Origin of the sequence: Streptomyces sp. NPDC053474 (genome assembly GCF_044544845.1) — a bacterium.
In the GTDB taxonomy this organism is placed as follows: Bacteria; Actinomycetota; Actinomycetes; order Streptomycetales; family Streptomycetaceae; genus Streptomyces.
This window is the reverse complement of record NZ_JBITXV010000002.1, coordinates 363,974-383,678: the sequence shown is the minus strand read 5'-3', so window position 1 is coordinate 383,678 and position 19,705 is coordinate 363,974. Positions and strand designations below refer to the sequence as shown.

General features: G+C 71.8%; 16 protein-coding genes. 8 read left to right on the top strand and 8 right to left on the bottom strand.

The features are described from left to right. Complete coding sequence (locus ACIG3E_RS05325) at positions 1–981, top strand: alpha-ketoacid dehydrogenase subunit beta (RefSeq protein WP_399611506.1); 981 nt, start codon at positions 1–3, stop codon at positions 979–981. A gap of 11 nt (positions 982–992) precedes the next feature. Then, positions 993–2,420, top strand: a complete 1,428-nt coding sequence (locus tag ACIG3E_RS05320; RefSeq protein ID WP_399611505.1) for a dihydrolipoamide acetyltransferase family protein — start codon at positions 993–995, stop codon at positions 2,418–2,420. Positions 2,421–2,496: 76 nt separating this feature from the next. Here ACIG3E_RS05320 and ACIG3E_RS05315 read toward each other — a convergent pair whose 3' ends face one another. Next, on the bottom strand, positions 2,497–3,381 hold the full coding sequence (locus tag ACIG3E_RS05315; RefSeq protein WP_399611502.1) for a D-alanyl-D-alanine carboxypeptidase family protein: 885 nt from the start codon (positions 3,379–3,381) through the stop codon (positions 2,497–2,499). Between the two features lie 379 nt (positions 3,382–3,760). Here ACIG3E_RS05315 and ACIG3E_RS05310 point away from each other — a divergent pair, with 379 nt between their 5' ends. Both ACIG3E_RS05310 and ACIG3E_RS05305 read left to right on the top strand, forming a co-directional pair. Beyond that, the gene (locus ACIG3E_RS05310) at positions 3,761–4,489 is read left to right on the top strand and encodes a GntR family transcriptional regulator (RefSeq protein WP_399611499.1); all 729 of its coding nucleotides are present in this window, start codon (positions 3,761–3,763) and stop codon (positions 4,487–4,489) included. Further along, the gene (locus ACIG3E_RS05305; protein WP_399611497.1) at positions 4,486–5,808 is read left to right on the top strand and encodes a nitrate/nitrite transporter; all 1,323 of its coding nucleotides are present in this window, start codon (positions 4,486–4,488) and stop codon (positions 5,806–5,808) included. The genes ACIG3E_RS05310 and ACIG3E_RS05305 overlap by 4 nt, the downstream gene beginning before the upstream one ends. A 121-nt stretch (positions 5,809–5,929) precedes the next feature. Here the strand turns inward: ACIG3E_RS05305 and ACIG3E_RS05300 are convergent, their stop codons facing one another. Next, positions 5,930–6,754: a maleylpyruvate isomerase family mycothiol-dependent enzyme gene (locus ACIG3E_RS05300; protein WP_399611495.1), complete on the bottom strand. Its 825-nt coding sequence runs from the start codon at positions 6,752–6,754 to the stop codon at positions 5,930–5,932. Between the two features lie 136 nt (positions 6,755–6,890). Between ACIG3E_RS05300 and ACIG3E_RS05295 the strand changes: the two genes are divergently transcribed. Then, positions 6,891–7,712 carry a carbon-nitrogen family hydrolase gene (locus ACIG3E_RS05295; protein WP_399611492.1) on the top strand — a complete coding sequence of 274 codons (822 nt, stop codon included), beginning with the start codon at positions 6,891–6,893 and terminating at the stop codon, positions 7,710–7,712. A 71-nt stretch (positions 7,713–7,783) separates the two neighbouring features. Here ACIG3E_RS05295 and ACIG3E_RS05290 read toward each other — a convergent pair whose 3' ends face one another. The 4 genes from ACIG3E_RS05290 to ACIG3E_RS05275 all read right to left on the bottom strand — a co-directional run bounded on the left by ACIG3E_RS05290 (position 7,784) and on the right by ACIG3E_RS05275 (position 12,619). After that, a complete protein-coding gene (locus ACIG3E_RS05290) occupies positions 7,784–8,281 on the bottom strand; it encodes an LURP-one-related/scramblase family protein (RefSeq protein ID WP_399611490.1) in 498 nt (165 codons plus the stop codon). Between the two features lie 65 nt (positions 8,282–8,346). Then, positions 8,347–9,651 carry a M18 family aminopeptidase gene (locus ACIG3E_RS05285; protein ID WP_399611488.1) on the bottom strand — a complete coding sequence of 435 codons (1,305 nt, stop codon included), beginning with the start codon at positions 9,649–9,651 and terminating at the stop codon, positions 8,347–8,349. Between the two features lie 154 nt (positions 9,652–9,805). Continuing rightward, positions 9,806–11,632 (bottom strand): acyl-CoA dehydrogenase, encoded by a 1,827-nt coding sequence (locus ACIG3E_RS05280; RefSeq protein WP_399611486.1) that lies wholly within the window; start codon positions 11,630–11,632, stop codon positions 9,806–9,808. A 129-nt stretch (positions 11,633–11,761) separates the two neighbouring features. Continuing rightward, a complete protein-coding gene (locus ACIG3E_RS05275; RefSeq protein ID WP_399611483.1) occupies positions 11,762–12,619 on the bottom strand; it encodes an alpha/beta fold hydrolase in 858 nt (285 codons plus the stop codon). A gap of 144 nt (positions 12,620–12,763) precedes the next feature. On the opposite strand from ACIG3E_RS05275, the gene ACIG3E_RS05270 reads away from it, so the two are divergent. Beyond that, complete coding sequence (locus ACIG3E_RS05270) at positions 12,764–13,243, top strand: SseB family protein (RefSeq protein WP_172385119.1); 480 nt, start codon at positions 12,764–12,766, stop codon at positions 13,241–13,243. A gap of 25 nt (positions 13,244–13,268) precedes the next feature. Here the strand turns inward: ACIG3E_RS05270 and ACIG3E_RS05265 are convergent, their stop codons facing one another. After that, positions 13,269–14,453, bottom strand: coding sequence for a cytochrome P450 (locus ACIG3E_RS05265; RefSeq protein WP_399611480.1), 1,185 nt, complete (start codon positions 14,451–14,453; stop codon positions 13,269–13,271). Between the two features lie 617 nt (positions 14,454–15,070). On the opposite strand from ACIG3E_RS05265, the gene ACIG3E_RS05260 reads away from it, so the two are divergent. Beyond that, positions 15,071–16,027 (top strand): pirin family protein, encoded by a 957-nt coding sequence (locus ACIG3E_RS05260; RefSeq protein ID WP_399611477.1) that lies wholly within the window; start codon positions 15,071–15,073, stop codon positions 16,025–16,027. 167 nt (positions 16,028–16,194) lie between these two features. Beyond that, the gene (locus ACIG3E_RS05255) at positions 16,195–17,280 is read left to right on the top strand and encodes an AI-2E family transporter (protein ID WP_399611474.1); all 1,086 of its coding nucleotides are present in this window, start codon (positions 16,195–16,197) and stop codon (positions 17,278–17,280) included. On the opposite strand, the gene ACIG3E_RS05250 is transcribed toward ACIG3E_RS05255, so the two are convergent. Next, on the bottom strand, positions 17,214–19,511 hold the full coding sequence (locus ACIG3E_RS05250; protein ID WP_399611471.1) for a SpoIIE family protein phosphatase: 2,298 nt from the start codon (positions 19,509–19,511) through the stop codon (positions 17,214–17,216). The genes ACIG3E_RS05255 and ACIG3E_RS05250 overlap by 67 nt on opposite strands. Positions 19,512–19,705 lie beyond the last annotated feature (194 nt).

The following is a 19,705-nucleotide window of genomic DNA, read 5'->3' as shown; positions in this document are numbered from 1 at the left end:
ATGGCCGTGAAGAAGTTGCCGGTCGCCAAGGCGATCAACGAATCCCTGCGCACGGCCCTGGAGGCCGACCCCAAGGTCCTCGTGATGGGTGAGGACGTCGGCAAGCTCGGCGGCGTCTTCCGGGTCACGGACGGGCTGCAGAAGGACTTCGGCGAGGACCGCGTCATCGACACGCCGCTCGCCGAGTCCGGCATCGTCGGCACCGCGATCGGCCTGGCCCTGCGCGGCTACCGGCCGGTCGTGGAGATCCAGTTCGACGGCTTCGTCTTCCCCGCGTACGACCAGATCGTCACGCAGCTCGCGAAGATGCACGCGCGGTCGCTCGGCAAGGTCAAGGTGCCGGTCGTCATCCGCATTCCGTACGGCGGCGGCATCGGCGCCGTCGAGCACCACAGCGAGTCCCCCGAGGCGCTGTTCGCGCACGTCGCGGGCCTGAAGGTGGTCTCTCCCTCGAACTCCTCTGACGCGTACTGGATGCTCCAGCAGGCCATCCAGAGCGACGACCCGGTCATCTACTTCGAGCCCAAGCGGCGCTACTGGGAGAAGGGCGAGGTCAACACCGAGGCCATCCCGGACCCGCTGCACGGCGCGAGCGTGGCCCGCGAGGGCACGGACGCGACGCTCGTGGCGTACGGCCCGATGGTGCGCACGTGTCTGGAGGCGGCCGCGGCCGCGGCCGAGGAGGGCAAGTCCCTGGAGGTCGTCGACCTGCGCTCCGTCTCGCCGATCGACTTCGACACGGTGCAGGCCTCGGTCGAGAAGACCGGTCGGCTGATCGTCGTGCACGAGGCGCCGGTGTTCCTCGGCTCGGGCGCGGAGATCGCCGCGCGCATCACCGAGCGCTGCTTCTACCACCTGGAGGCGCCCGTCCTGCGGGTCGGCGGCTTCCACTCGCCGTATCCGCCCGCGCGGGTGGAAGAGGACTATCTGCCGGGCCTCGACCGGGTGCTCGACGCCGTCGACCGCTCGCTTGCGTACTGAGGGAAGAGGTCGTGACGACAATGACTGACACCACGTCGGCCGTCCGCGAGTTCAAGATGCCCGACGTGGGCGAGGGACTCACCGAGGCGGAGATCCTCAAGTGGTACGTGGCCGCGGGCGACACCGTCACCGACGGCCAGGTCGTGTGCGAGGTGGAGACGGCCAAGGCGGCCGTGGAGCTGCCGATCCCGTTCGACGGCACGGTCCGTGAACTCCGGTTCGCCGAGGGCGCGACCGTGGACGTCGGCCAGGTGATCATCACCGTGGACGTGTCCGGGGGCGCGGCGCCCGCGCCCGAGGCGGCGGCGCCCGCGCCCGCCGCCGCGCCGGAGCCCGCGCCGTCGGCGGAGCCCGCGGCGCCCTCGGGGCGCCAGCCGGTCCTCGTCGGGTACGGCGTGTCGGAGTCCTCCACCAAGCGCCGCGCCCGCAAGCAGGTGCCGGGCCAGGCCGAGCCCTCGCCCGCCGCGGCCGCCGTCCAGGCCGAGCTGAACGGCCACAGCGCGCCGCCCGCCCCCCAGGCGGCGGCCCCCGCGCCTGCCGGGGCCCGGCCGCTGGCCAAGCCGCCCGTGCGCAAGCTCGCCAAGGACCTGGGCGTGGACCTCGCCACGGTCACGCCGACGGGCCCGGACGGCGTCATCACCCGCGAGGACGTGCACGCGGCGGTGGCCCCGGCGCCCGCGCCCGCGGCCCCCGCGGCCGCGGGGGTCCAGGAGCCCGTGGCGGTGGCGGCCGGGGACGCGCGGGAGACCCGCGTCCCGGTCAAGGGCGTCCGCAAGGCGACCGCGCAGGCGATGGTCAGCTCGGCGTTCACGGCGCCGCACGTCACGGAGTTCGTGACGGTGGACGTGACGCGCACGATGAAGCTCGTCGAGGAGCTGAAGCAGGACCGGGCCTTCGAGGGCCTGCGGGTCAACCCGCTGCTGCTGATCTCCAAGGCCTTCCTGGTGGCGATCCGCCGCAACCCGGAGGTGAACGCCGCCTGGGACGAGGCGAACCAGGAGATCGTCCAGAAGCACTATGTGAACCTGGGCATCGCCGCGGCGACCCCGCGCGGTCTGATCGTGCCGAACATCAAGGACGCGCACGCCCAGACCCTGCCCGAACTGGCCGCCTCGCTCGGCGAGCTGGTGGCCACGGCCCGCGAGGGCCGGACGTCGCCCGGCGCCATGCAGGGCGGCACGGTGACGATCACGAACATCGGCGTCTTCGGCATCGACACGGGCACGCCCATCCTGAACCCCGGCGAGTCCGCGATCCTCGCGGTCGGCGCGATCAAGCTCCAGCCGTGGGTCCACAAGGGCAAGGTGAAGCCGCGCCAGGTGACCACCCTCGGCCTCTCCTTCGACCACCGCCTGGTGGACGGGGAGCTGGGCTCGAAGGTGCTCGCCGACGTGGCGGCGATCCTGGAGCAGCCGAAGCGGCTGATGACCTGGGCGTAGTCGCGCGCGTACGGAAGAAGGGGGCCCGCCGCGGTGTGCGGCGGGCCCCCTTTCCCGTGTCCTGCTCGCGGGGGAGTTACGCGACGCGGAAGCCGTAGTCCATGATCTTCTTGGCGTCCTTGTAGCGGGCTTCCTTCGTGGGCGCGGTCAGGACCGTGCCGACGATCGTCTTGCCGTTGCGGGTCGCGGCGAAGACCAGGTTGAACTTGGCCTGGGCGCCGGAGCCGGTCTTCACGCCGATGGCACCGCGGTAGGTGCCGAGCAGCTGGTTGGTGTTGCCCCAGGTCGGCATCCCGCGGGTGCCGCCGTTGGGCATCTTGGGCTTGGCCTTGAAGCCCTTGGTCTTCACGACGGTGCGGAAGAGCGAGTTCTTCATCGCCTTGACCGTCAGCTTGGTGAGGTCGCGCGGCGAGGAGTAGTTCGCGCCATTGCTTATGCCGTCGAACGAGTCGAAGTGCGTGTTGCGCAGGCCCAGGTCGCGCGCGGTCTTGTTCATCTTGCCGATGAAGGACTTCACGCGGGCGGCGCGCGAGGAGCCCTTGCCGTAGGTGTCGGCGAGGGCGTAGGCGGCGTCGCAGCCGGACGGCAGCATCAGGCCGTAGAGCAGCTCGCGGACCGTGGCGGTGTCGCCGACGATCAGGCCCTTGGCCGAGGAGGCGCCGTTGCGGACGATGTAGTCGCTGTACGCCTTCTGGTACTTGACCTTGCGGTTCAGGTTCAGGTTCGGCTGGTTCAGCACCGTGAGCGCGGTCGCGATCTTGGTGGTGGACCCCGTCTTGAGGCGGCTGTCGGCGCTCTTCGTGAACAGCGTCTTGCCCGTGCCGCTGTTCATGAGGAAGCCGCCCTTGGCCGAGATCGACGGCTTGGGCGGCGCGGCGGCGTGCGCGGCGGGGACCGTGATGACCGTCGTCGTCATGACGGCTCCGGCCGTGATGACGGCGGCGGCCGAGGCCCGGCGCATGCCTGTTGTCCGGATTCTCAAAGTAAACGCTCCATTGTCCCTGATGCGTAAGTTGGGCGGCCCGCGCCCCAAAGCCCCTGAATTACAGAGGACATGGGGGAGCCGCCACGGACAAGACTCGCGACGGGGCGTGAAGGATGCACGGACGACGGAAAAAGTGACCCGAAAGTTGTCGCATGGTCACGTACGTACGAGTGCGGTGTCCGGACGGGGCTGGGGCCGCGCCGGGGCGGGGCCGGGGGTGGTGGCCGGAGGGGGCGGGAGTGGGGGCCGGGCGCGGCAGGGGTGGTGGCCGGATCGGGGTGGGCGCGTTGTCCGGATCGTGTCCGGATCGTGGACGCAAGATCCATCGCATACCTGTTGTATCTATGCTGTGCGCATGCCGACCGCTCCCCTCGTTCCGACCGCCCCGGCCCCCGCCCCCGCCACGACCGACCTCGCCGCCCCCGCCACGACCCCCGCCGCCTCCGGCAAACAGCCCCCCGCCGCCGAGCGCGTCTACGCGCACGTGAAGCGGGCCGTCCTGGAGCGGCACTACGAGGGCGGCACGCTCCTGACCGAGGGCGAGCTGGCCGAGGCCGTGGGGGTGTCCCGCACCCCGGTGCGCGAGGCGCTCCTGAAGCTGGAGGTGGAGGGGTTGCTCCGGCTCTACCCGAAGAAGGGCGCGCTCGTCCTGCCCGTCTCCGCGCAGGAGATCGCGGACGTCGTCGAGACCCGGCTCCTGGTGGAGACGCACGCGGTGCGCAAGGCGGTGCCCGCGCCCCCGGGCCTGCTCGACCGGCTCGCCGAGCTCCTGGAGAAGCAGCGGGGCCAGGCCGCGGCGGGCGACCTCGCGGGGGCGGCCACCACGGACCGCTGCTTCCACGCCACGATCGTCCGCAGCGGCGGCAACGAGATCCTGGCGCGCCTGTACGACCAGCTGCGCGACCGCCAGCTGCGGATGGGCGTCGCGGTGCTGCACTCCCACCCCGACCGGATCGCCAAGACCCTGGCCGAGCACGAGGAGATCCTGGCCGCGCTGACGGCCGAGGACGCGGACGCCGCGGTGGCGGTCGTGACCCGGCACGTCGGCTGGTTCCAGGACCTGGCCCGGGGGGCCACGCGATGAGCTCCTCCGCCACCAGGGCCGGGCGGCTGCCCGGGGATCCGCCGGGCGGGCGGCGGGCCGTGTTCGTGTGGTCGATCGGTGTCGCCGTCTACTTCGTCGCCATCACCTTCCGTACGTCGCTCGGCGTCGCGGGCCTGGACGCGGCCGACCGCTTCCACGTCAACGCGTCGGCCCTGTCGACGTTCTCGATCCTCCAGCTCCTCGTGTACGCGGGCATGCAGATACCCGTCGGCCTGATGGTCGACCGGCTCGGCACGAAGAAGGTCCTCACGCTCGGCGCGGTCCTGTTCACCGCGGGGCAGCTCGGCTTCGCGCTCGCGCCCTCGTACGGGACGGCGCTCGCCGCCCGCGCGCTGCTCGGCTGCGGCGACGCGATGACGTTCATCAGCGTGCTCCGGCTCGGCACCCGCTGGTTCCCGGCCCGGCGCGGGCCCCTGGTCGCGCAGCTCGCGGGCCTGGTGGGCATGGCGGGCAACCTGGTCTCCACGCTCGTCCTGGCCCGGCTCCTGCACGACGTCGGCTGGACCCGCGCGTTCGTGGGCAGCGCGCTCGCCGGAGTCGTCGTCCTCGTCCTGATGGCGCTGTTCCTGAAGGACCACCCCGAGGGCTACGAGCCGCCGCCGCGGGCCGCCCGGGACGCGGCCGGGCCCGGCTTCGTGCGCGAGCAGATCGCGCGGTCCTGGCGGGAGCCCGGCACCCGGCTCGGCCTGTGGGTGCACTTCACCACGCAGTTCCCGGCGATGGTGTTCCTGCTGCTGTGGGGCCTGCCGTTCCTGGTCGAGGCGCAGGGCCTTGGCCGGGGCGCGGCGGGCGACCTGCTGACCCTCGTCGTCCTGTCGAACATGGCGGTCGGCCTGGTCTTCGGCCAGATCGTGGCCCGGCACCACGCGGCGCGGCTTCCGCTGGCGCTCGGCACGGTGGGCGCGACCGCGGCCGTCTGGGCGGGCGTCCTCGTCTACCCCGGCGCGCACGCGCCGACGTGGCTGCTCGTGGTGTTGTGCGTGGTGCTCGGGGCGTGCGGCCCCGCCTCGATGATCGGCTTCGACTTCGCGCGCCCCGCGAACCCGCCGGAGCGCCAGGGCACGGCCTCGGGCATCACCAACATGGGCGGCTTCGTGGCGTCCATGACCACGCTGCTCGCGGTCGGCGTCCTCCTCGACGCCACGGGCGACGACTACCGGATCGCGTTCTCCTCGGTCTTCGTCCTCCAGGCGCTCGGGGTGAGCCAGATCCTGCGGCTGCGGGGGCGCGCGGCGCGCCGGGAGCGCGAGCGGCTCGTCGCCAGCCGGGTGGAGACGGTGCACGTGCCCGCGGCGTGAGGCGGTGGGAGGGGGCTCGCCCCCTCCCCCGAGCCGCGTCGTGGGGAGGCGTCTCCTTGGGGCCGGGTCACCGGGTGACGGACTTGGGCCCGGGTCACGGGGTGACGGACTTGGGCTCGGGTCACGGGGTGACGGAGAAGTCCCCCAGGATCGCTTCGGCCAGCTCCTGGTCGCCCTCGACCTTCACGCGGTCGCGGACCGCCGCGTGCGTCACGCGCCCGCAGGCCAGACGCGCGTACGTCTCCCAGTCGGTGGCGATGGTGACGAGCGGGCCCAGCGAGGGCGTGTTGTCGACGGTGCCCCTGCCCTCCGCGTCCACGCGCACCGTGCGCAGGAACTCCACGGGGCCGCTCACGTCGACGACGACGGCGGAGTTCGCGGGGGCGCCCGCCTTCTTGGCGACGACCTTCGCGAGGCCGTGCAGCATCAGATCGCGGGCGACGTACGCGCCCGGCGAGTCGAGGTTTCCCGGCCTGCCCAGCGTGACCCGCAGGTCCTGCTCGTGCACCCACACGTCGAAGGCCCGGATCCGCATGGCGAGTTCGAGGCTCTGCTCGGTGCCGAGGGGGCCGCGCACCTTGGTCTCCGGAGCCCGCGACTCGTTCCGGATCTGCCGGTTGCGGCGGATGATCGTGTACTCCAGCTCGGCGGTCATCTCCGGTGCCGTGTGGTGGCGGCGGACGTCCACCTGCATCTCCATGTACCGCTGGCCCTCGGTCTTCACGTGGTACAGGTCGCGCGGCAGCGTGTGGATCGGGCGCGGATCGCCCAGCATCTCGCAGTCCAGGCCGATGACGTGCGAGACGATGTCCCGGACGGACCAGCCCGGGCACGGGGTTGGCTGGTTCCACTCGCCCTCGGCGAGCGGGGTCACCAGCTCGGATATCGCTTCCACGGCGTGGGCCCAGGCATCGGCGTAGGTTTGCAGGCTGGGATGGAGACTCACGGGACCCCTCGGCGGTCGTACGCGGGCGGTGGGTGTCTTGGGGCTTTAAGTTACGCTGCCCGTGGGCACCCCGGCAGTGCTTTCGTGTGACGATCGTAGGCCTACTTGACGGTTCGAATGCCAGGACGGTGGTACTGTGCGCGCCTCTCTCCTCCAGATCGACGTAGAGGATGACGAATCAGTCAAGTCCCGGCGGCTGCGGGTCTCTTCGCTGGTGCGCGAGGTGGCCGAGCGGGAGGGCCCCGATCTGATCGTCCTGCCCGAGCTGTGGACCACCGGGGCCTTCGGGTACGAGGCGTTCGCCACGGAGGCGGAACCGCTTCAGGGCCCGACGTACGAGGCGATGGCCGAGGCCGCGCGCGACGCGGGCGTGTGGCTGCACGCCGGGTCCGTTCCCGAGCGCGCCCCGTCCGACGGCGGCTCCGACGGCGCCCTCTACAACACCTCCCTCGTCTTCTCGCCCGCCGGTGAGCTCGCCGGGGCCTATCGCAAGATCCACCGCTTCGGCTTCGACAAGGGCGAGGCCGTGCTGATGGGCGCGGGCCACGAGCTGGTCACCGTCCGGACGCCGGAGGCCGTGCTCGGCCTCGCCACCTGCTACGACCTGCGCTTTCCCGAGCTCTTCCGGGGGCTCGTGGACGCGGGGGCCGAGGTCTTCGTGGTGCCCGCGGGGTGGCCTGCGCGGCGGCGCGCGCACTGGTCGCTGTTCGCGCGGGCGCGGGCGGTGGAGGACCAGGTGTTCGTGCTCGCGTGCGGGACTGCGGGGGCGCATGCGGGGGTGGAGCAGGCTGGGGCGAGCGTTGTCGTTGACCCCTGGGGAGAGGTGCTGGCCGAGGCGGGGCCCTCCGGGGCGGAGGTGCTGACGGTGGACCTCGACCTTGCCAAGGTCGCGGAGACCCGGGAGCAGTTCCCCGCGCTGAAGGACCGGCGGTTGGGCGTGGCCGAGCCCCGGCTTTGACGGCTGGGCGGCGCCCCGAAGGGGCGCGGGGAACTGGGCGACCAGCCACGGACGACCCGCAGGCGAAGCGCTCAGTCCTCGCCCCGTTCCTTCTCCGCGAGGCGGATGACGCAGACCGTGATGGCCACCAGGAGGGCCGGGTCGGCGTCGTCGCGGGTGATGTGGAGGCCGTAGGCGTCCCGCACGCTGAACCAGCGGCGGGAGATGTCCGCGAGCAGCTCCCCCTCGTACTCGATCGCGAACTCGCGGTCGAGAATCTTGCCGCTGACGTCGAGCACGGTGCTGCCGTCGGCCAGCTCCACGCGGTAGTGGTTGCGCAGCAGCGAGAGCCGTTTGCGCTTGATCCTGGCCAGCGGCTCGCCCTCGCGCTCGATCACCATCGTGTCGCGCAGGGCGAGCATCTTGGCGTGGATGTCGATGAGCACCCGGCCCTGCGGATCCTTCAGTTCGAAGGTGCCCCGCAGCCGCATGGCCTTGCCGTCGACGAGGAAGACCTTGCGGCCCCGGTCGTCCTCGATCCAGTAGTCGTCACCGATGCCGAACAGACGGTCGCGTACGAGAAGCCTCATGCGCCCATGAGTACCCGCAAACGGGATGTTTCCGCCTCCCGCGTGCGGGGACGGCCCGAAAGGGGTCAGCCTTCGAGGAACGCCCGCAGCGCGTCCGCCAGCATGGGCGGGTCGTCGACGCCGCACAGCTCGCGCACGCTGTGCATGGACAGGATCGCGACGCCGATGTCGACCGTCTTGATGCCGTGCCGGGCCGCCGTGATGGGGCCGATGGTCGTGCCGCAGGGCATCGCGTTGTTGGAGACGAACGACTGGAACGGCACGCCCGCCTTCTCGCACGCGGCGGCGAACACCGCGCGGCCGCTGCCGTCGGTGGCGTAGCGGTTGTTGACGTTCACCTTCAGGATCGGGCCCTGGTTGGCGCGCGGGTGGTGCGTCGGGTCGTGCCGCTCCGCGTAGTTGGGGTGCACGGCGTGCCCGGTGTCGGACGACAGGCACACCGTGCCCGCGAAGGCGCGGGCCTTGTCCTCGTAGCGGCCGCCGCGGGCGAAGACCGAGCGCTCCAGGACGCCGCCGAGCAGCGGGCCGTCGGCGCCGGTGTCGGACTGCGAGCCGTTCTCCTCGTGGTCGAACGCGGCGAGCACCGGGATGTACGGCAGCGCGTCGGCCCCGGGGGCGGTGGCCACGGCGGCGAGCGCGGCCGTACCGGCGTGCACGGACAGGAGGTTGTCCATGCGCGGGCCCGCGAGCAGCTCGCGGTCGCGGCCCAGATACGCGGGCGCCTCGACGGAGTGGGTCATGAGGTCCCAGCCGGTCACCTCGCCGGGGGCGAGGTCGCACTCCTCCTCCACGAAGCGGATCAGGTCGCCCTCGCGCACGTCGTCGCCTAGGCCCCAGATGGGCTGCATGTGCTTCTGCTTGTCGAGCTTGAGACCCTCGGTGGGCACCGAACGGTCCATGTGGATGGCCAGTTGGGGCACGCGCAGCAGCGGGCGGTCCACGTTGACCAGGCGGGTGGAGCCGTCCCGCAGGGTGAGGCGGCCCGCGAGGCCGAGGTCGCGGTCCAGCCAGGAGTTGAGCAGCGGTCCGCCGTAGATCTCGACGGCCACCTGGCGCCAGCCGTGCGCGCCGACGTCCGGCAGCGGCTTCACCCGCAGGTTCGGGGAGTCGGTGTGCGCGCCGACGATGCGGAACGGGGTGTGGGCGCTGGCGCCCTCCGGCACGAACCAGGCGATGATCGCGCCGCCGCGCAGCACGTACTTGCCGCCACTTGAGGCGTCCCAGGCGTCGGTCTCCTCGACCTGCCTGAAGCCCGCTTTCTCCAGTCGCTCCGCGGCGCTCGCCACCGCGTGGTACGGCGACGGGCTGGCCGCGAGGAAGGACATCAGGTCGTCGGTGTGACCGCGATCGAAGCGGGGGCGTGTGCGCATGCCGCTCAGCCTAACCAGGCCCTCGGGCCCTGTGCGGGGCCTCCGGCCGCGGGGGCGCCCCTGGTCCTGTCCCTTCCGCCCGCCGCGGCGGCCGTCACCCGACGCCGGTGGCCCGCCCCCGGACGGGAGCGGGCCACCAGAGCCTCGGCGGGGCCTAGAACGCGGCCTCGTCCAGCTCCATCAGGTCGAGGCCCACGCCCTCGGCGAGGGCGCGCTGGGTGGCGACGCCCGGCAGGACGTTCGCCGCGAAGAACCGGGCCGCGGCGATCTTGCCCTGGTAGAAGGGCACGTCCTTCGAGGCAGCGGTCGGCAGCTTCTCGGCGGCCACGGCGGCACCGCGGAGCAGCAGATAGCCCACGACCACGTCACCGGAGGCGAGCAGCAGGCGGGTGGTGTTGAGCCCGACCTTGTAGATCGACTTCACGTCCTGCTCGGTGGCGGCGAGGTCGGTCAGCATGACGCCGACCATGGCCTCCAGCTCGACGGCGGCCTTGGCCAGCTCCTCGCGGGCCCCGGCGAGCTCCTCGCCGCCGGTGCCGACGGCGAGGAACTTCTTGATGTCCTCGGCGATGCCGTTGAGCGCGGCGCCCTGGTTGCGGACGATCTTCCGGAAGAAGAAGTCCTGGCCCTGGATCGCGGTCGTGCCCTCGTAGAGCGTGTCGATCTTGGCGTCGCGGATGTACTGCTCGATCGGGTACTCCTGCAGGTAACCCGAGCCGCCGAAGGTCTGGAGCGACTGGGCCAGCTGCTCGTAGGCCTTCTCGGAGCCGTAGCCCTTGACGATGGGCAGCAGCAGGTCGTTGAGCGCGTGCAGGGCGGTGGCGTCCTCGCCCGCCGCCTCCTTGACCGCGATCTCGTCCTGGACGGCGGCGGTGTGCAGGACCAGGGCGCGCATGCCCTCCGCGTACGCCTTCTGCGTCATGAGGGAGCGGCGCACGTCCGGGTGGTGGGTGATCGTCACCTTGGGCGCGCTCTTGTCCATGAACTGGGCGAGGTCGGGGCCCTGGACGCGCTCCTTGGCGTACTCCAGCGCGTTCAGATAGCCCGTGGAGAGGGTGGAGATCGCCTTCGTGCCGACCATCATGCGGGCGAACTCGATGATGCGGAACATCTGGCGGATGCCGTCGTGCTTGTCGCCGATCAGCCAGCCCTTGGCGGGGTGCTGGTCGCCGAACGTCATCTCGCAGGTGTTGGACGCCTTGAGGCCCATCTTGTGCTCGACGTTCGTCGCGTACACGCCGTTGCGGGCGCCGAGCTCGCCGGTCTCGAAGTCGAACTCGTACTTCGGGACGAGGAAGAGGGACAGGCCCTTGGTGCCGGGGCCGGCGCCCTCGGGGCGGGCGAGGACGTAGTGGAGGATGTTCTCCGACATGTCGTGCTCGCCGGACGTGATGAAGCGCTTCACGCCCTCGATGTGCCAGGAGCCGTCCTCCTGGCGCACGGCCTTGGTGCGGCCCGCGCCCACGTCCGAACCGGCGTCCGGCTCGGTGAGGACCATCGTCGAGCCCCACTGCTTCTCGACGGCGATCTCGGCGATCTTCTTCTGGACGTCATTGCCCTCCTCGAAGAGGATCCCGGCGAACGCCGGGCCCGAGGAGTACATCCAGACCGCCGGGTTAGAGCCGAGGAGCAGCTCCGCGTACGCCCAGATCAGGGAGCGGGGCGAGGTGGTGCCGCCGATCTCCTCGGGCAGGCCGAGGCGCCAGTACTCGGAGTCCATGAAGGCCTGGTAGCTCTTCTTGAAGGAGGCAGGCACGGGGGCGGTGTTGGTCTCCGGGTCGAAGACCGGAGGGTTGCGGTCGGCGTCCTCGAAGGAAGCGGCCAGCTCGTTCTCCGCGAGGCGGGCGAGCTCGCTGAGGACGCTCTTGGCGGTCTCGACGTCCATCTCCGCGAACGGGCCGGTGCCGTACAGCTTGTCGCGGCCGAGGACCTCGAAGAGGTTGAACTCGATGTCGCGGAGATTCGACTTGTAGTGCCCCATGGCGACGGCTCCGTAGTGGCTTGGGAGGCGGGGACCTCGTAGGCGTACCAGTAAGTAGCTTGTGGTCTTAAATGATGCTACCCGTCGGTAATAAGAGGCAACCCCTGAGCGTCCAAGTGTGAGCTGGGTCTACTTCCTCCCGCCCCCGTGCGCGGGCAGGCCGTCCAGGAAGTCGGATATCAGCCGCTGCCACTCGGCGGGCTTCTCGGCGAAGGGCAGGTGGCCCGTCGCGAGGTCCGCCGTCCGGGCGCCCGCGATGCCCGCCGCCGCCTGGCGCTGGAGCGCGGGCGGGACCAGCTGGTCCTCGGTCGTGATGACGGCCAGGGTCGGCACCGCGATTCCCGCCAGGTCGGCCCGCACGTCGACCCTGGCCACCAGGTCCACATGGTCCGCCGTGCCCTCGGGGGCCGTGTCCGCCGTGCCCCGCAGGGTCGCCTCCAGGTCCTCGGGGGACAGGGACTCCAGGGCCGCCGGGCTCAGCGCGAGCGGCAGCAGGAACCGGGCCAGGGTGTCCCGGTCACCGGACGCGGCGAGGCCGCGCCAGACCTCGGCCGTCAGCCGCGTACGGGTGTCCGGGCGGGCGAAGGGGGCCGTCAGGACCAGGGCCGTCACCCGCTGCGGGTGACGCGTCGCCGCCCGCAGCGCCACGGCCGTGCCCAGCGAATAGCCCACCAGGGCGAAGGTCTCCAGGCCCTCGGCGTCGGCCGCCGCGACCAGCTCGTCCGCGAGCGCGTCCAGGGTCAGCGGGGTCTGCGACCGGGGGGTGGCTCCCGTGCCCGGGTAGTCGACGCCGACGACGCGGTGTGTCGGCGTCAACGCGTCAAGAACCGGGCCGTAGTTGGCCGCGATCGAGCCGCCCGCGCCGTGGGCGAGCAGCACTCCGGGGCCGGTGCCCGCGGCCGTGCGGGCGAACGTCGCGCCGGGCGCGGGTGCGGTCGCGACCGGCGAATCCGTCGCTGAGGTCGGCGTCTGCGGGTGTGCGGGCATGGGAGTCCCCCTCCGGTTCCGGCGGCCACGGCTATCTGTAGCTGCCACTACAGAAACTGTAGCCGAGTCGCCGCGTCATTGTCTAGCGGTCGCTAGATAAATATTCCGGCGGCCCGCCACGCCGCTCTCGGTAGGCTGGGGGTCATGTACGGCTACGACCAACACGCCGGTGTCGGCCAGGGGTACGCCCCGCCGCAGCAGCCGCAGCAGCACGCGCAGATGCCCGGTGGTTACGGCCAGCAGCCCCCGCTGTATCCCGAGCCGTCGCCGCCGTCCCTCGCGGACGCGGTGCGCGCGTTCACCACGGGCTCGATGTCCGCCGAGGACTTCCAGCAGATCTTCGCGACCTCGAAGGTGTACTGCCCGCGCGGTGACAACCCGGGCTTCCTCGCGCTGCACAACACCCAGCAGCCGGTCATCCCGATGTTCACGTCGCTCAAGGAGCTGCGCCGCTACGCGGGCAAGGACTCCAAGTACTTCGTCATCACCGGCGCCGAGGTGATCGACCTGCTGCCGACCGGCTACGGCTTCGTCCTGGACATGGAGGGCGAGCACCGCATGGTGTTCGACGCGAAGGCCGTCGAGCAGATGGTGGACTTCGCGATGCGCCGCATGTACGGCTGACCGCCCGTCAGGGGCCGGTCCCCCGTCAGGCCCGGCGGACCTTGTCGCGGTGGCCCACGTGGACGGTCCGTACGCCGAGCAGGCCGAGCAGCGGTACCTCCGCGGTGCGTTGGCCGGGGGCGACGACCAGGCCGGTCCTGCGGATGTGGCCGAGGAGCAGCTCGGCGAGCGGCAGCACCAGATGGCGGCCCCAGCAGCGCTCGCTGACGTGGCCGAAGGGCAGGTAGCCGGGGGTGTCGTCGGGGTCGAGCGCGTCCCAGCGCTCGGGCCGGAACTCGTCCGGGGCGTCCCAGAGGGCGGGGTCGCGGTGGGTGAGCAGCGGCAGCATCAGGATGTCGTCCCCGGGGCCTATCCGGTCGTCGATCGCCGGGTACTCGGGCGACCGGTTGCGCAGCAGGTTCCACGACGGGGGCAGCAGCCGCATGGCCTCGTACAGGACGGCGCGGTCGGACGCGGAGTCGTCGAAGGGGGAGCCGAGCCACAGGGCGTTGGCGACGAGGGTGGAGACGGTGAAGCAGACCGGGGCGGCGGCGCGACGGTACATGCCCATGGCGTAGCGCCGGTCCTGGTAGGTCTCCGCCTCGGCGACGAGGTTCGCCAGGTGGGTCAGGTGCGGCCCTGGCCGGGGGCGGCGGGGCAGGGCCGCACCGGTCACGATCGTCGTCCAGGTGACCTTGGTGTCGATCTCCAGGAGGCGGGACATCAGGACGCGCAGCCGCCAGGGGTCGTCGCGCAGGACCAGGTCGCGCAGGAACCGGTGCCCGGTGATCGGCCACGGCCCGGACAGGTCCGTGTCCGCGGGGAGCGGGTCGGGGCCGTCCAGGGCGGCGCGGACGTCCCGGCCGACGGTCCGCATCACCGACGCGGCCTCGGCCTTGGAGATCGAGCGGCCGTGCAGGGGCTTGAAGGTGGGGCGCTCGGTCTCGGTGGCCCGGCGCGCGGCCAGGACGCGGTCGGAGAGCTCCGCGCCCGCGATGCCGACCGTGTCGGGTTCCAGCCGTACGAGATCCTTGCCGGTGTGCTCGTCGAGGAGGGCCTGAAGCCGTGGCGCGAAAACGGTGGTGCGGCGATTTCGCGGATGCGTCCGCGTAGGGGCCGATGGATTTCCTGGGCCGCCGGTTCCACGCGCCGCCGCGCTTTCTGAATTCTTTACGGTGGCGTTCCCCGTCTTGTGGCTCCGCTGATTCTGGCTGTACTCGATGGATGACATACGGAGGTCTCCGGAATGAGGGGCCCGCGCGCGGCGGAACGGAAGGAAACCGGCTCCTGTGCCGTGCGCGGGCCCACGGGCCCGAAGGTCAGTACCGGACGTGCCGGGCGGTCCGGGCCCGGATCAGCGGGGCGTTCAGTACCAGATGTACCAGGCGGACTGCTTCAGGCTCGGCTCGTTCTTCTTCGTGGCGGCCTTAAGGGCCTTGATGATCTTAGCCATGTAAAACCCTCCCTCCCTGCGTTTTGAGTACGCGGAAACAGTGGTTTAGGAGCGGCAAATCACGGACGCCCCAAAGGGTGCCGAGAAATGCGCTCCTGTTGTTGCGTGGTGAGTGAATCGGTCTGTGGCTCACGTTGTCAATGGGTTGCTCTTCTTTGGGTGCCTTCCGGGAAGTCGTTGTCTCTATATGCGGGATATTTGGTGATCTTGTGGCGGCTGGTGCGGGACGGGAGTGCGGCGAGGTGCGGAGGAGGGCCGGGGGGATCGAGGGGCGCGTTTCGGTCAGGGGGGTGTGTGGCGGGGCGGGCGGTGGGAATGCCCTCGGGCCATGCCGCGTTCCAGGTGGCAGAAAGTTCTACGTTCAACTAACCTGAGCGCAAGAGGAGGTCCGAACCATGCCTGCAGTGACCGTTGAGAACCCGCTGACCCTGCCCCGCGTGACCGTGCCCGCCGACACCACGGCGCGGCCCGTGCTCGCCGTGAAGACCGCGCCGAGCGGCTTCGAGGGCGAAGGGTTCCCGGTGCGCCGGGCCTTTGCCGGGATCAACTACAAGTACCTCGACCCGTTCATCATGATGGACCAGATGGGCGAGGTGGAGTACGCGGCCGGAGAGCCCAAGGGCACGCCCTGGCACCCGCACCGCGGCTTCGAGACCGTGACGTATCTGATCGACGGCACGTTCGTGCACCAGGACTCCAACGGTGGCGGCGGCACCATCAAGAACGGCGACACCCAGTGGATGACGGCAGGCTCCGGCCTGCTCCACATCGAGGCGCCGCCGGAGTCGCTCGTCATGTCCGGCGGCCTCTTCCACGGGCTCCAGCTGTGGGTGAACCTGCCCGCCAAGGACAAGATGATGGCCCCCCGCTACCAGGACATCCGCGGCGGTCAGGTGCGGTTGCTGACCTCGCCGGACGGCGGGGCGCTGCTGCGGGTCATCGCGGGTGGGCTCGACGGGCACGAGGGGCCCGGGATCACGCACACCCCGATCACCATGGTCCACGCGACGGTGCGGCCGGGGGCCGAGGTCACGCTGCCCTGGCGGGAGGACTTCAACGGGCTCGCGTACGTGCTGGCCGGGCGCGGGTCCGTGGGCGCGGAGCGGAGGCCTGTCCAGGTGGGGCAGACCGCCGTCTTCGGGGCGGGGGGTTCCCTCACCGTCCGGGCGGACGAGCAGCAGGACTCCCACACGCCGGATCTGGAGGTCGTCCTGCTGGGCGGGCAGCCGATTCGGGAGCCGATGGCGCACTATGGGCCGTTTGTGATGAACACGCGTGAGGAGCTGCAGCAGGCGTTTGAGGACTTCCAGAAGGGGAGGCTCGGGTCCGTGCCCGCGGTGCACGGGATGTGACCTCCTGGGCCGGGCGCCTGCCCCTCCCTGGGCCGGGCGCCTGCCCCCCTGGGCTGGGCGCCAGCCCCTCTGGCCGGGGCGGGTGCCCTCCTGCGCGGAGCGGGTGCCACCTGCCCATAGGGCGGACCCGGCGTGCGGCGCTCCCACCGCCGTGTTCGGGTGGGAGGGTGTCCTCCCTTCTGCCTGAGGTGGTGCGGCGGCTTGCCGCCTGGTGTGTGGTGGCGCTGCTCGTCACGGGCGTCGCGGCCGTCGGGGTCTGGCTGTGCGTCGTCTTCAAGACCGCCGTCACCCCCGTGCTGCTCGCGCTGCTGGGCACCGCGCTGCTCGGGCCGCTGTACCGGCGCTTGGTGCGGATGCGGGTGCAGCGGTCCCTCGCGGCGGGGCTGACCTGCGCGGCCGTGCTCGCGGTCGTCGGCGGGACGACGTACATCGTCGTGAAGGCCCTGATCGACACCGGCGGCCAGATCGTGGGCTCCCTCAAGGACGCCGCGCACGACCTGTCGAAGCACTTCGGCGCGGCCGGTACCTCCCTGGACGACCTGGCGTCCAACTCCAAGGACCTCCTCGGCAAGTTCGGCGGCACGGCGGCCTCGGGGGTGGTCAGCGGCCTGAGCGTGGTCGGCGAGATGATCGCGACCGCCGTCCTCGCGCTGCTGCTCGTGTTCTTCTTCCTGCGGGACTCCCACAAGGCGGCGAGCACGCTGCGCTCGCTCGTGCCCGCGCACTCCGGGGACACCGTGGAGGCGATGGCGCGGCGGGCCTTCACGGCCGTCGAGGGGTTCATGCGCGGGACGACGTTCATCGCGCTCATCGACGCGGTGTGCATCACCGTCGGGCTGCTGATCCTGCGCGTTCCGGGGGCGTGGGGGCTCGGCGCCCTGGTGTTCGTCGGGGCCTACATCCCGTACCTGGGGGCGTTCCTGTCCGGGGCCATCGCCGTCCTCGTGGCGCTCGCCGACCGGGGCCTCGCCATCGCCCTGTGGACGCTCGGCGTGGTGCTCGCGGTGCAGGTCCTGGAGGGGCATGTGCTCCAGCCGGTGATCCAGAGCCGGACCGTGCAGATGCACCCGGCGGTGGTGATGCTCGCGATCACCGCGGGCGCGTCCGTCGCCGGGATCATCGGCATGCTGCTCGCCGTGCCGCTGACGGCCGCGGCCTTCGGGGTGCTCAGCGAGTTGCGGGCCCGCTACGCGGAGAAGGCGGCCGCGGGGCCATCCCCGGGATCCCCTTCGGCCGAGGCCGAGCCTTCGTAGAGCTCGAACCAGATGCTCTTGCCCTCCCCGCGCGGGTCCACGCCCCACCGGTGGGCGAGCAGGTCCATGAGGACGAGGCCGCGCCCGGAGGAGGCGAGTTCGCCGGGGTGGCGCTTGTGCGGCAGGTCGTCACTGCTGTCGGTGACCTCCGCGCGCAGCCTGCGCGTGCCGTTCTCGCCGGTGACCTCGGCGACGAGGAGGGCGTCGCCGTCGGTGTGCACCAGGACGTTGGTGATCATCTCGGAGATCAGCAGGACGGCGGAGTCGACCTGGTCGGTGTCCGCCCAGTCGTGCAGCAGGTCCCGCAGGTGCCCGCGCGCGCCCGCGACGCGCTCCGGCTCGGCCTGCGCGATGGTCAGCATCGTGCGGCGGATGCGGACGCGCTCCTCGGGGCGCCCGGTGCGGCGCAGCAGCAGGAGGGCGATGTCGTCCTCGCGGCGGTCGGCGAGCGGCCCCGTGGTGTGGTGCGAGGAGGGGCCGTGCACCGCCTGGACGAGGGTGTCGGCGAGGGTCTCCAGGTCGTCGTCCGCCCCGGAGGGACGGGACCGGGTCTCGTACTCCGGGCCCGCGGGTTCCGCGTACTCGGAGAAGCCGTCGTAGTTCTCCAGGATGCGCCGGATCCGCGTCCAGCCGGTCTCCAGGTCGTGGCCGCCGGTCTCTATCAGGCCGTCGGTGCAGATCAGCATCGTCTCGCCGGTGTCCAGGACGAGCCGGGTCGTGGGGTAGTCCGCGTCCGGGTCGATGCCGAGGGGCAGGCCGCCCGCGATGGGCCGCTGCAGGACTGTTCCGTCGGACATGCGGATGACGGGTTCGGGGTGGCCCGCGCGGGCGATCTCCAGGAGGCCGGTCGCCGGATCGGCCTCTACGTAGAGACACGTCGCGAAGCGCGGGTCCGTGGCCGCGTGGTCGGGGTCGTCCCGGGAGTCCGTGGACCCGTAGGTGATGCCGTCCGTGATGCCGGACAGGAAGCGGGTGGCGCGGGACAGGACCGCGTCCGGGCGGTGGCCCTCCGAGGCGTACGCACGCAGGGCGATGCGGAGCTGCCCCATCAGGCCCGCCGCCCGGACGTCGTGGCCCTGTACGTCGCCGATGACGAAGGCGATGCGCCCGCTGGGCAGCGGGATCATGTCGTACCAGTCACCGCCGACCTGGAGGCCGCCGCCGGTCGGGACGTAGCGCGCGGCGACGCTCATGCCGGGGATCTCGGGGCCGAGCGTCGGCATCATGGACCGCTGGAGGCCCTCGGTCAGCTCCCGCTCGGACTCGGCGACCCCGGCCCGCGACAGGGCCTGCGCCAGCATCCGGGCGACGGTCGTCAGGACGGAGCGCTCGTCGGGCGTGAACGAGACGGGGTACGTGAACGCGGCCATCCAGGCGCCCATCGTGCGGCCCGCCACGGTCAGCGGCAAAAACGCCCAGGACTGCCGCTTGAAGCGGGACGCCAGCGGCCACGTCGTCGGATAGCGGCGGCGGTACTCCTGCGGCGACGACAGATACACGGCGCGGCCGGTGCGCAGCACCTCGGCGGCCGGGTAGTCGGTGTCCAGGGGCATGGCGGCGAGCGGATCGTCGTCCCCGTAGCCGTGGTGTCCGTGGTGGCCGACGACGGTGAGCCGGTCGCCGGTGGAGCCGAAGACGGCGAGGCCGTCCGGGGAGAACCCGGGCATGGACAGGCCCGCGGCGACTCGCAGGACCTCCTCCGTGGACCGCGCCTCCGCGAGCGCGCGCCCCGCGTCGAGCAGGAAGGCCTCCCGCGAGCGGCGCCAGTCGCCGGTGACGGGCGCGCGGGCGGCGGCGCCGGGGCCCGGCTCGGTGACCTCCTGGAGGGTGCCGATGAGCTCGTACGCCGTCGACGAGGAGTCGTGGACGACCGGTTTGGTGCGGCTGCGGACCGTGCGCAGGACGTGCCGCCCCTGCTCGTCCATGATCCGCAGTCGGGCCTCGGCGAGGGTGCCCTCGGCGACGGCGAGCTGCACGATGCCGTGGATCTCGTTCCAGTCGACCGGGTGGAAGCGGGAGCGCACGCCGACCTCGGTGGTGGTCTGGGCGCGCGGCGCGAGGCCGAGCAGCCGGGCGGCCTCCGCGTCGAGGGTGACGGTGCCGCTCGCGTTGTCCCACCGCCACAGGCCGGTGGCGATCGCGGCGAGTACGTCCTCCACCGGGGGCAGTGCGCCCTGGCCGGGCGGCAGGGAGGCGTCACCCCTCTGCTCGCGGGGCTCATTGGTGCGCATTGCTTCACTGTAGGAACAGGTACGGATCAGCCGCCACTGAGTGCCGGGGCCTTGCCTTCTCGGTGGGGCTGCGCCGCCGCCGTATCGCTTCGCTCGATTTCGCGGCTGCGGGTTTGCTGCGGCTGGTCGCGCAGTTCCCCGCGCCCCTTCGGGGCGCTCACAAACGGTAGCTCCCCGCGCCCTGCGGGGCGCTC

What these genes read in the sequence shown, in the direction of transcription:
- ACIG3E_RS05325 (WP_399611506.1), top strand. Translation starts at nt 1, where the DNA reads ATGGCCGTGAAGAAGTTGCCGGTCGCCAAGGCGATCAACGAATCCCTG.
- ACIG3E_RS05315 (WP_399611502.1), bottom strand. Translation starts at nt 3,381, where the DNA reads ATGCGCCGGGCCTCGGCCGCCGCCGTCATCACGGCCGGAGCCGTCATG.
- ACIG3E_RS05310 (WP_399611499.1), top strand. Translation starts at nt 3,761, where the DNA reads ATGCCGACCGCTCCCCTCGTTCCGACCGCCCCGGCCCCCGCCCCCGCC.
- ACIG3E_RS05305 (WP_399611497.1), top strand. Translation starts at nt 4,486, where the DNA reads ATGAGCTCCTCCGCCACCAGGGCCGGGCGGCTGCCCGGGGATCCGCCG.
- ACIG3E_RS05290 (WP_399611490.1), bottom strand. Translation starts at nt 8,281, where the DNA reads ATGAGGCTTCTCGTACGCGACCGTCTGTTCGGCATCGGTGACGACTAC.
- ACIG3E_RS05285 (WP_399611488.1), bottom strand. Translation starts at nt 9,651, where the DNA reads ATGCGCACACGCCCCCGCTTCGATCGCGGTCACACCGACGACCTGATG.
- ACIG3E_RS05280 (WP_399611486.1), bottom strand. Translation starts at nt 11,632, where the DNA reads ATGGGGCACTACAAGTCGAATCTCCGCGACATCGAGTTCAACCTCTTC.
- ACIG3E_RS05275 (WP_399611483.1), bottom strand. Translation starts at nt 12,619, where the DNA reads ATGCCCGCACACCCGCAGACGCCGACCTCAGCGACGGATTCGCCGGTC.
- ACIG3E_RS05270 (WP_172385119.1), top strand. Translation starts at nt 12,764, where the DNA reads ATGTACGGCTACGACCAACACGCCGGTGTCGGCCAGGGGTACGCCCCG.
- ACIG3E_RS05265 (WP_399611480.1), bottom strand. Translation starts at nt 14,453, where the DNA reads ATGTCATCCATCGAGTACAGCCAGAATCAGCGGAGCCACAAGACGGGG.
- ACIG3E_RS05260 (WP_399611477.1), top strand. Translation starts at nt 15,071, where the DNA reads ATGCCTGCAGTGACCGTTGAGAACCCGCTGACCCTGCCCCGCGTGACC.
- ACIG3E_RS05250 (WP_399611471.1), bottom strand. Translation starts at nt 19,511, where the DNA reads ATGCGCACCAATGAGCCCCGCGAGCAGAGGGGTGACGCCTCCCTGCCG.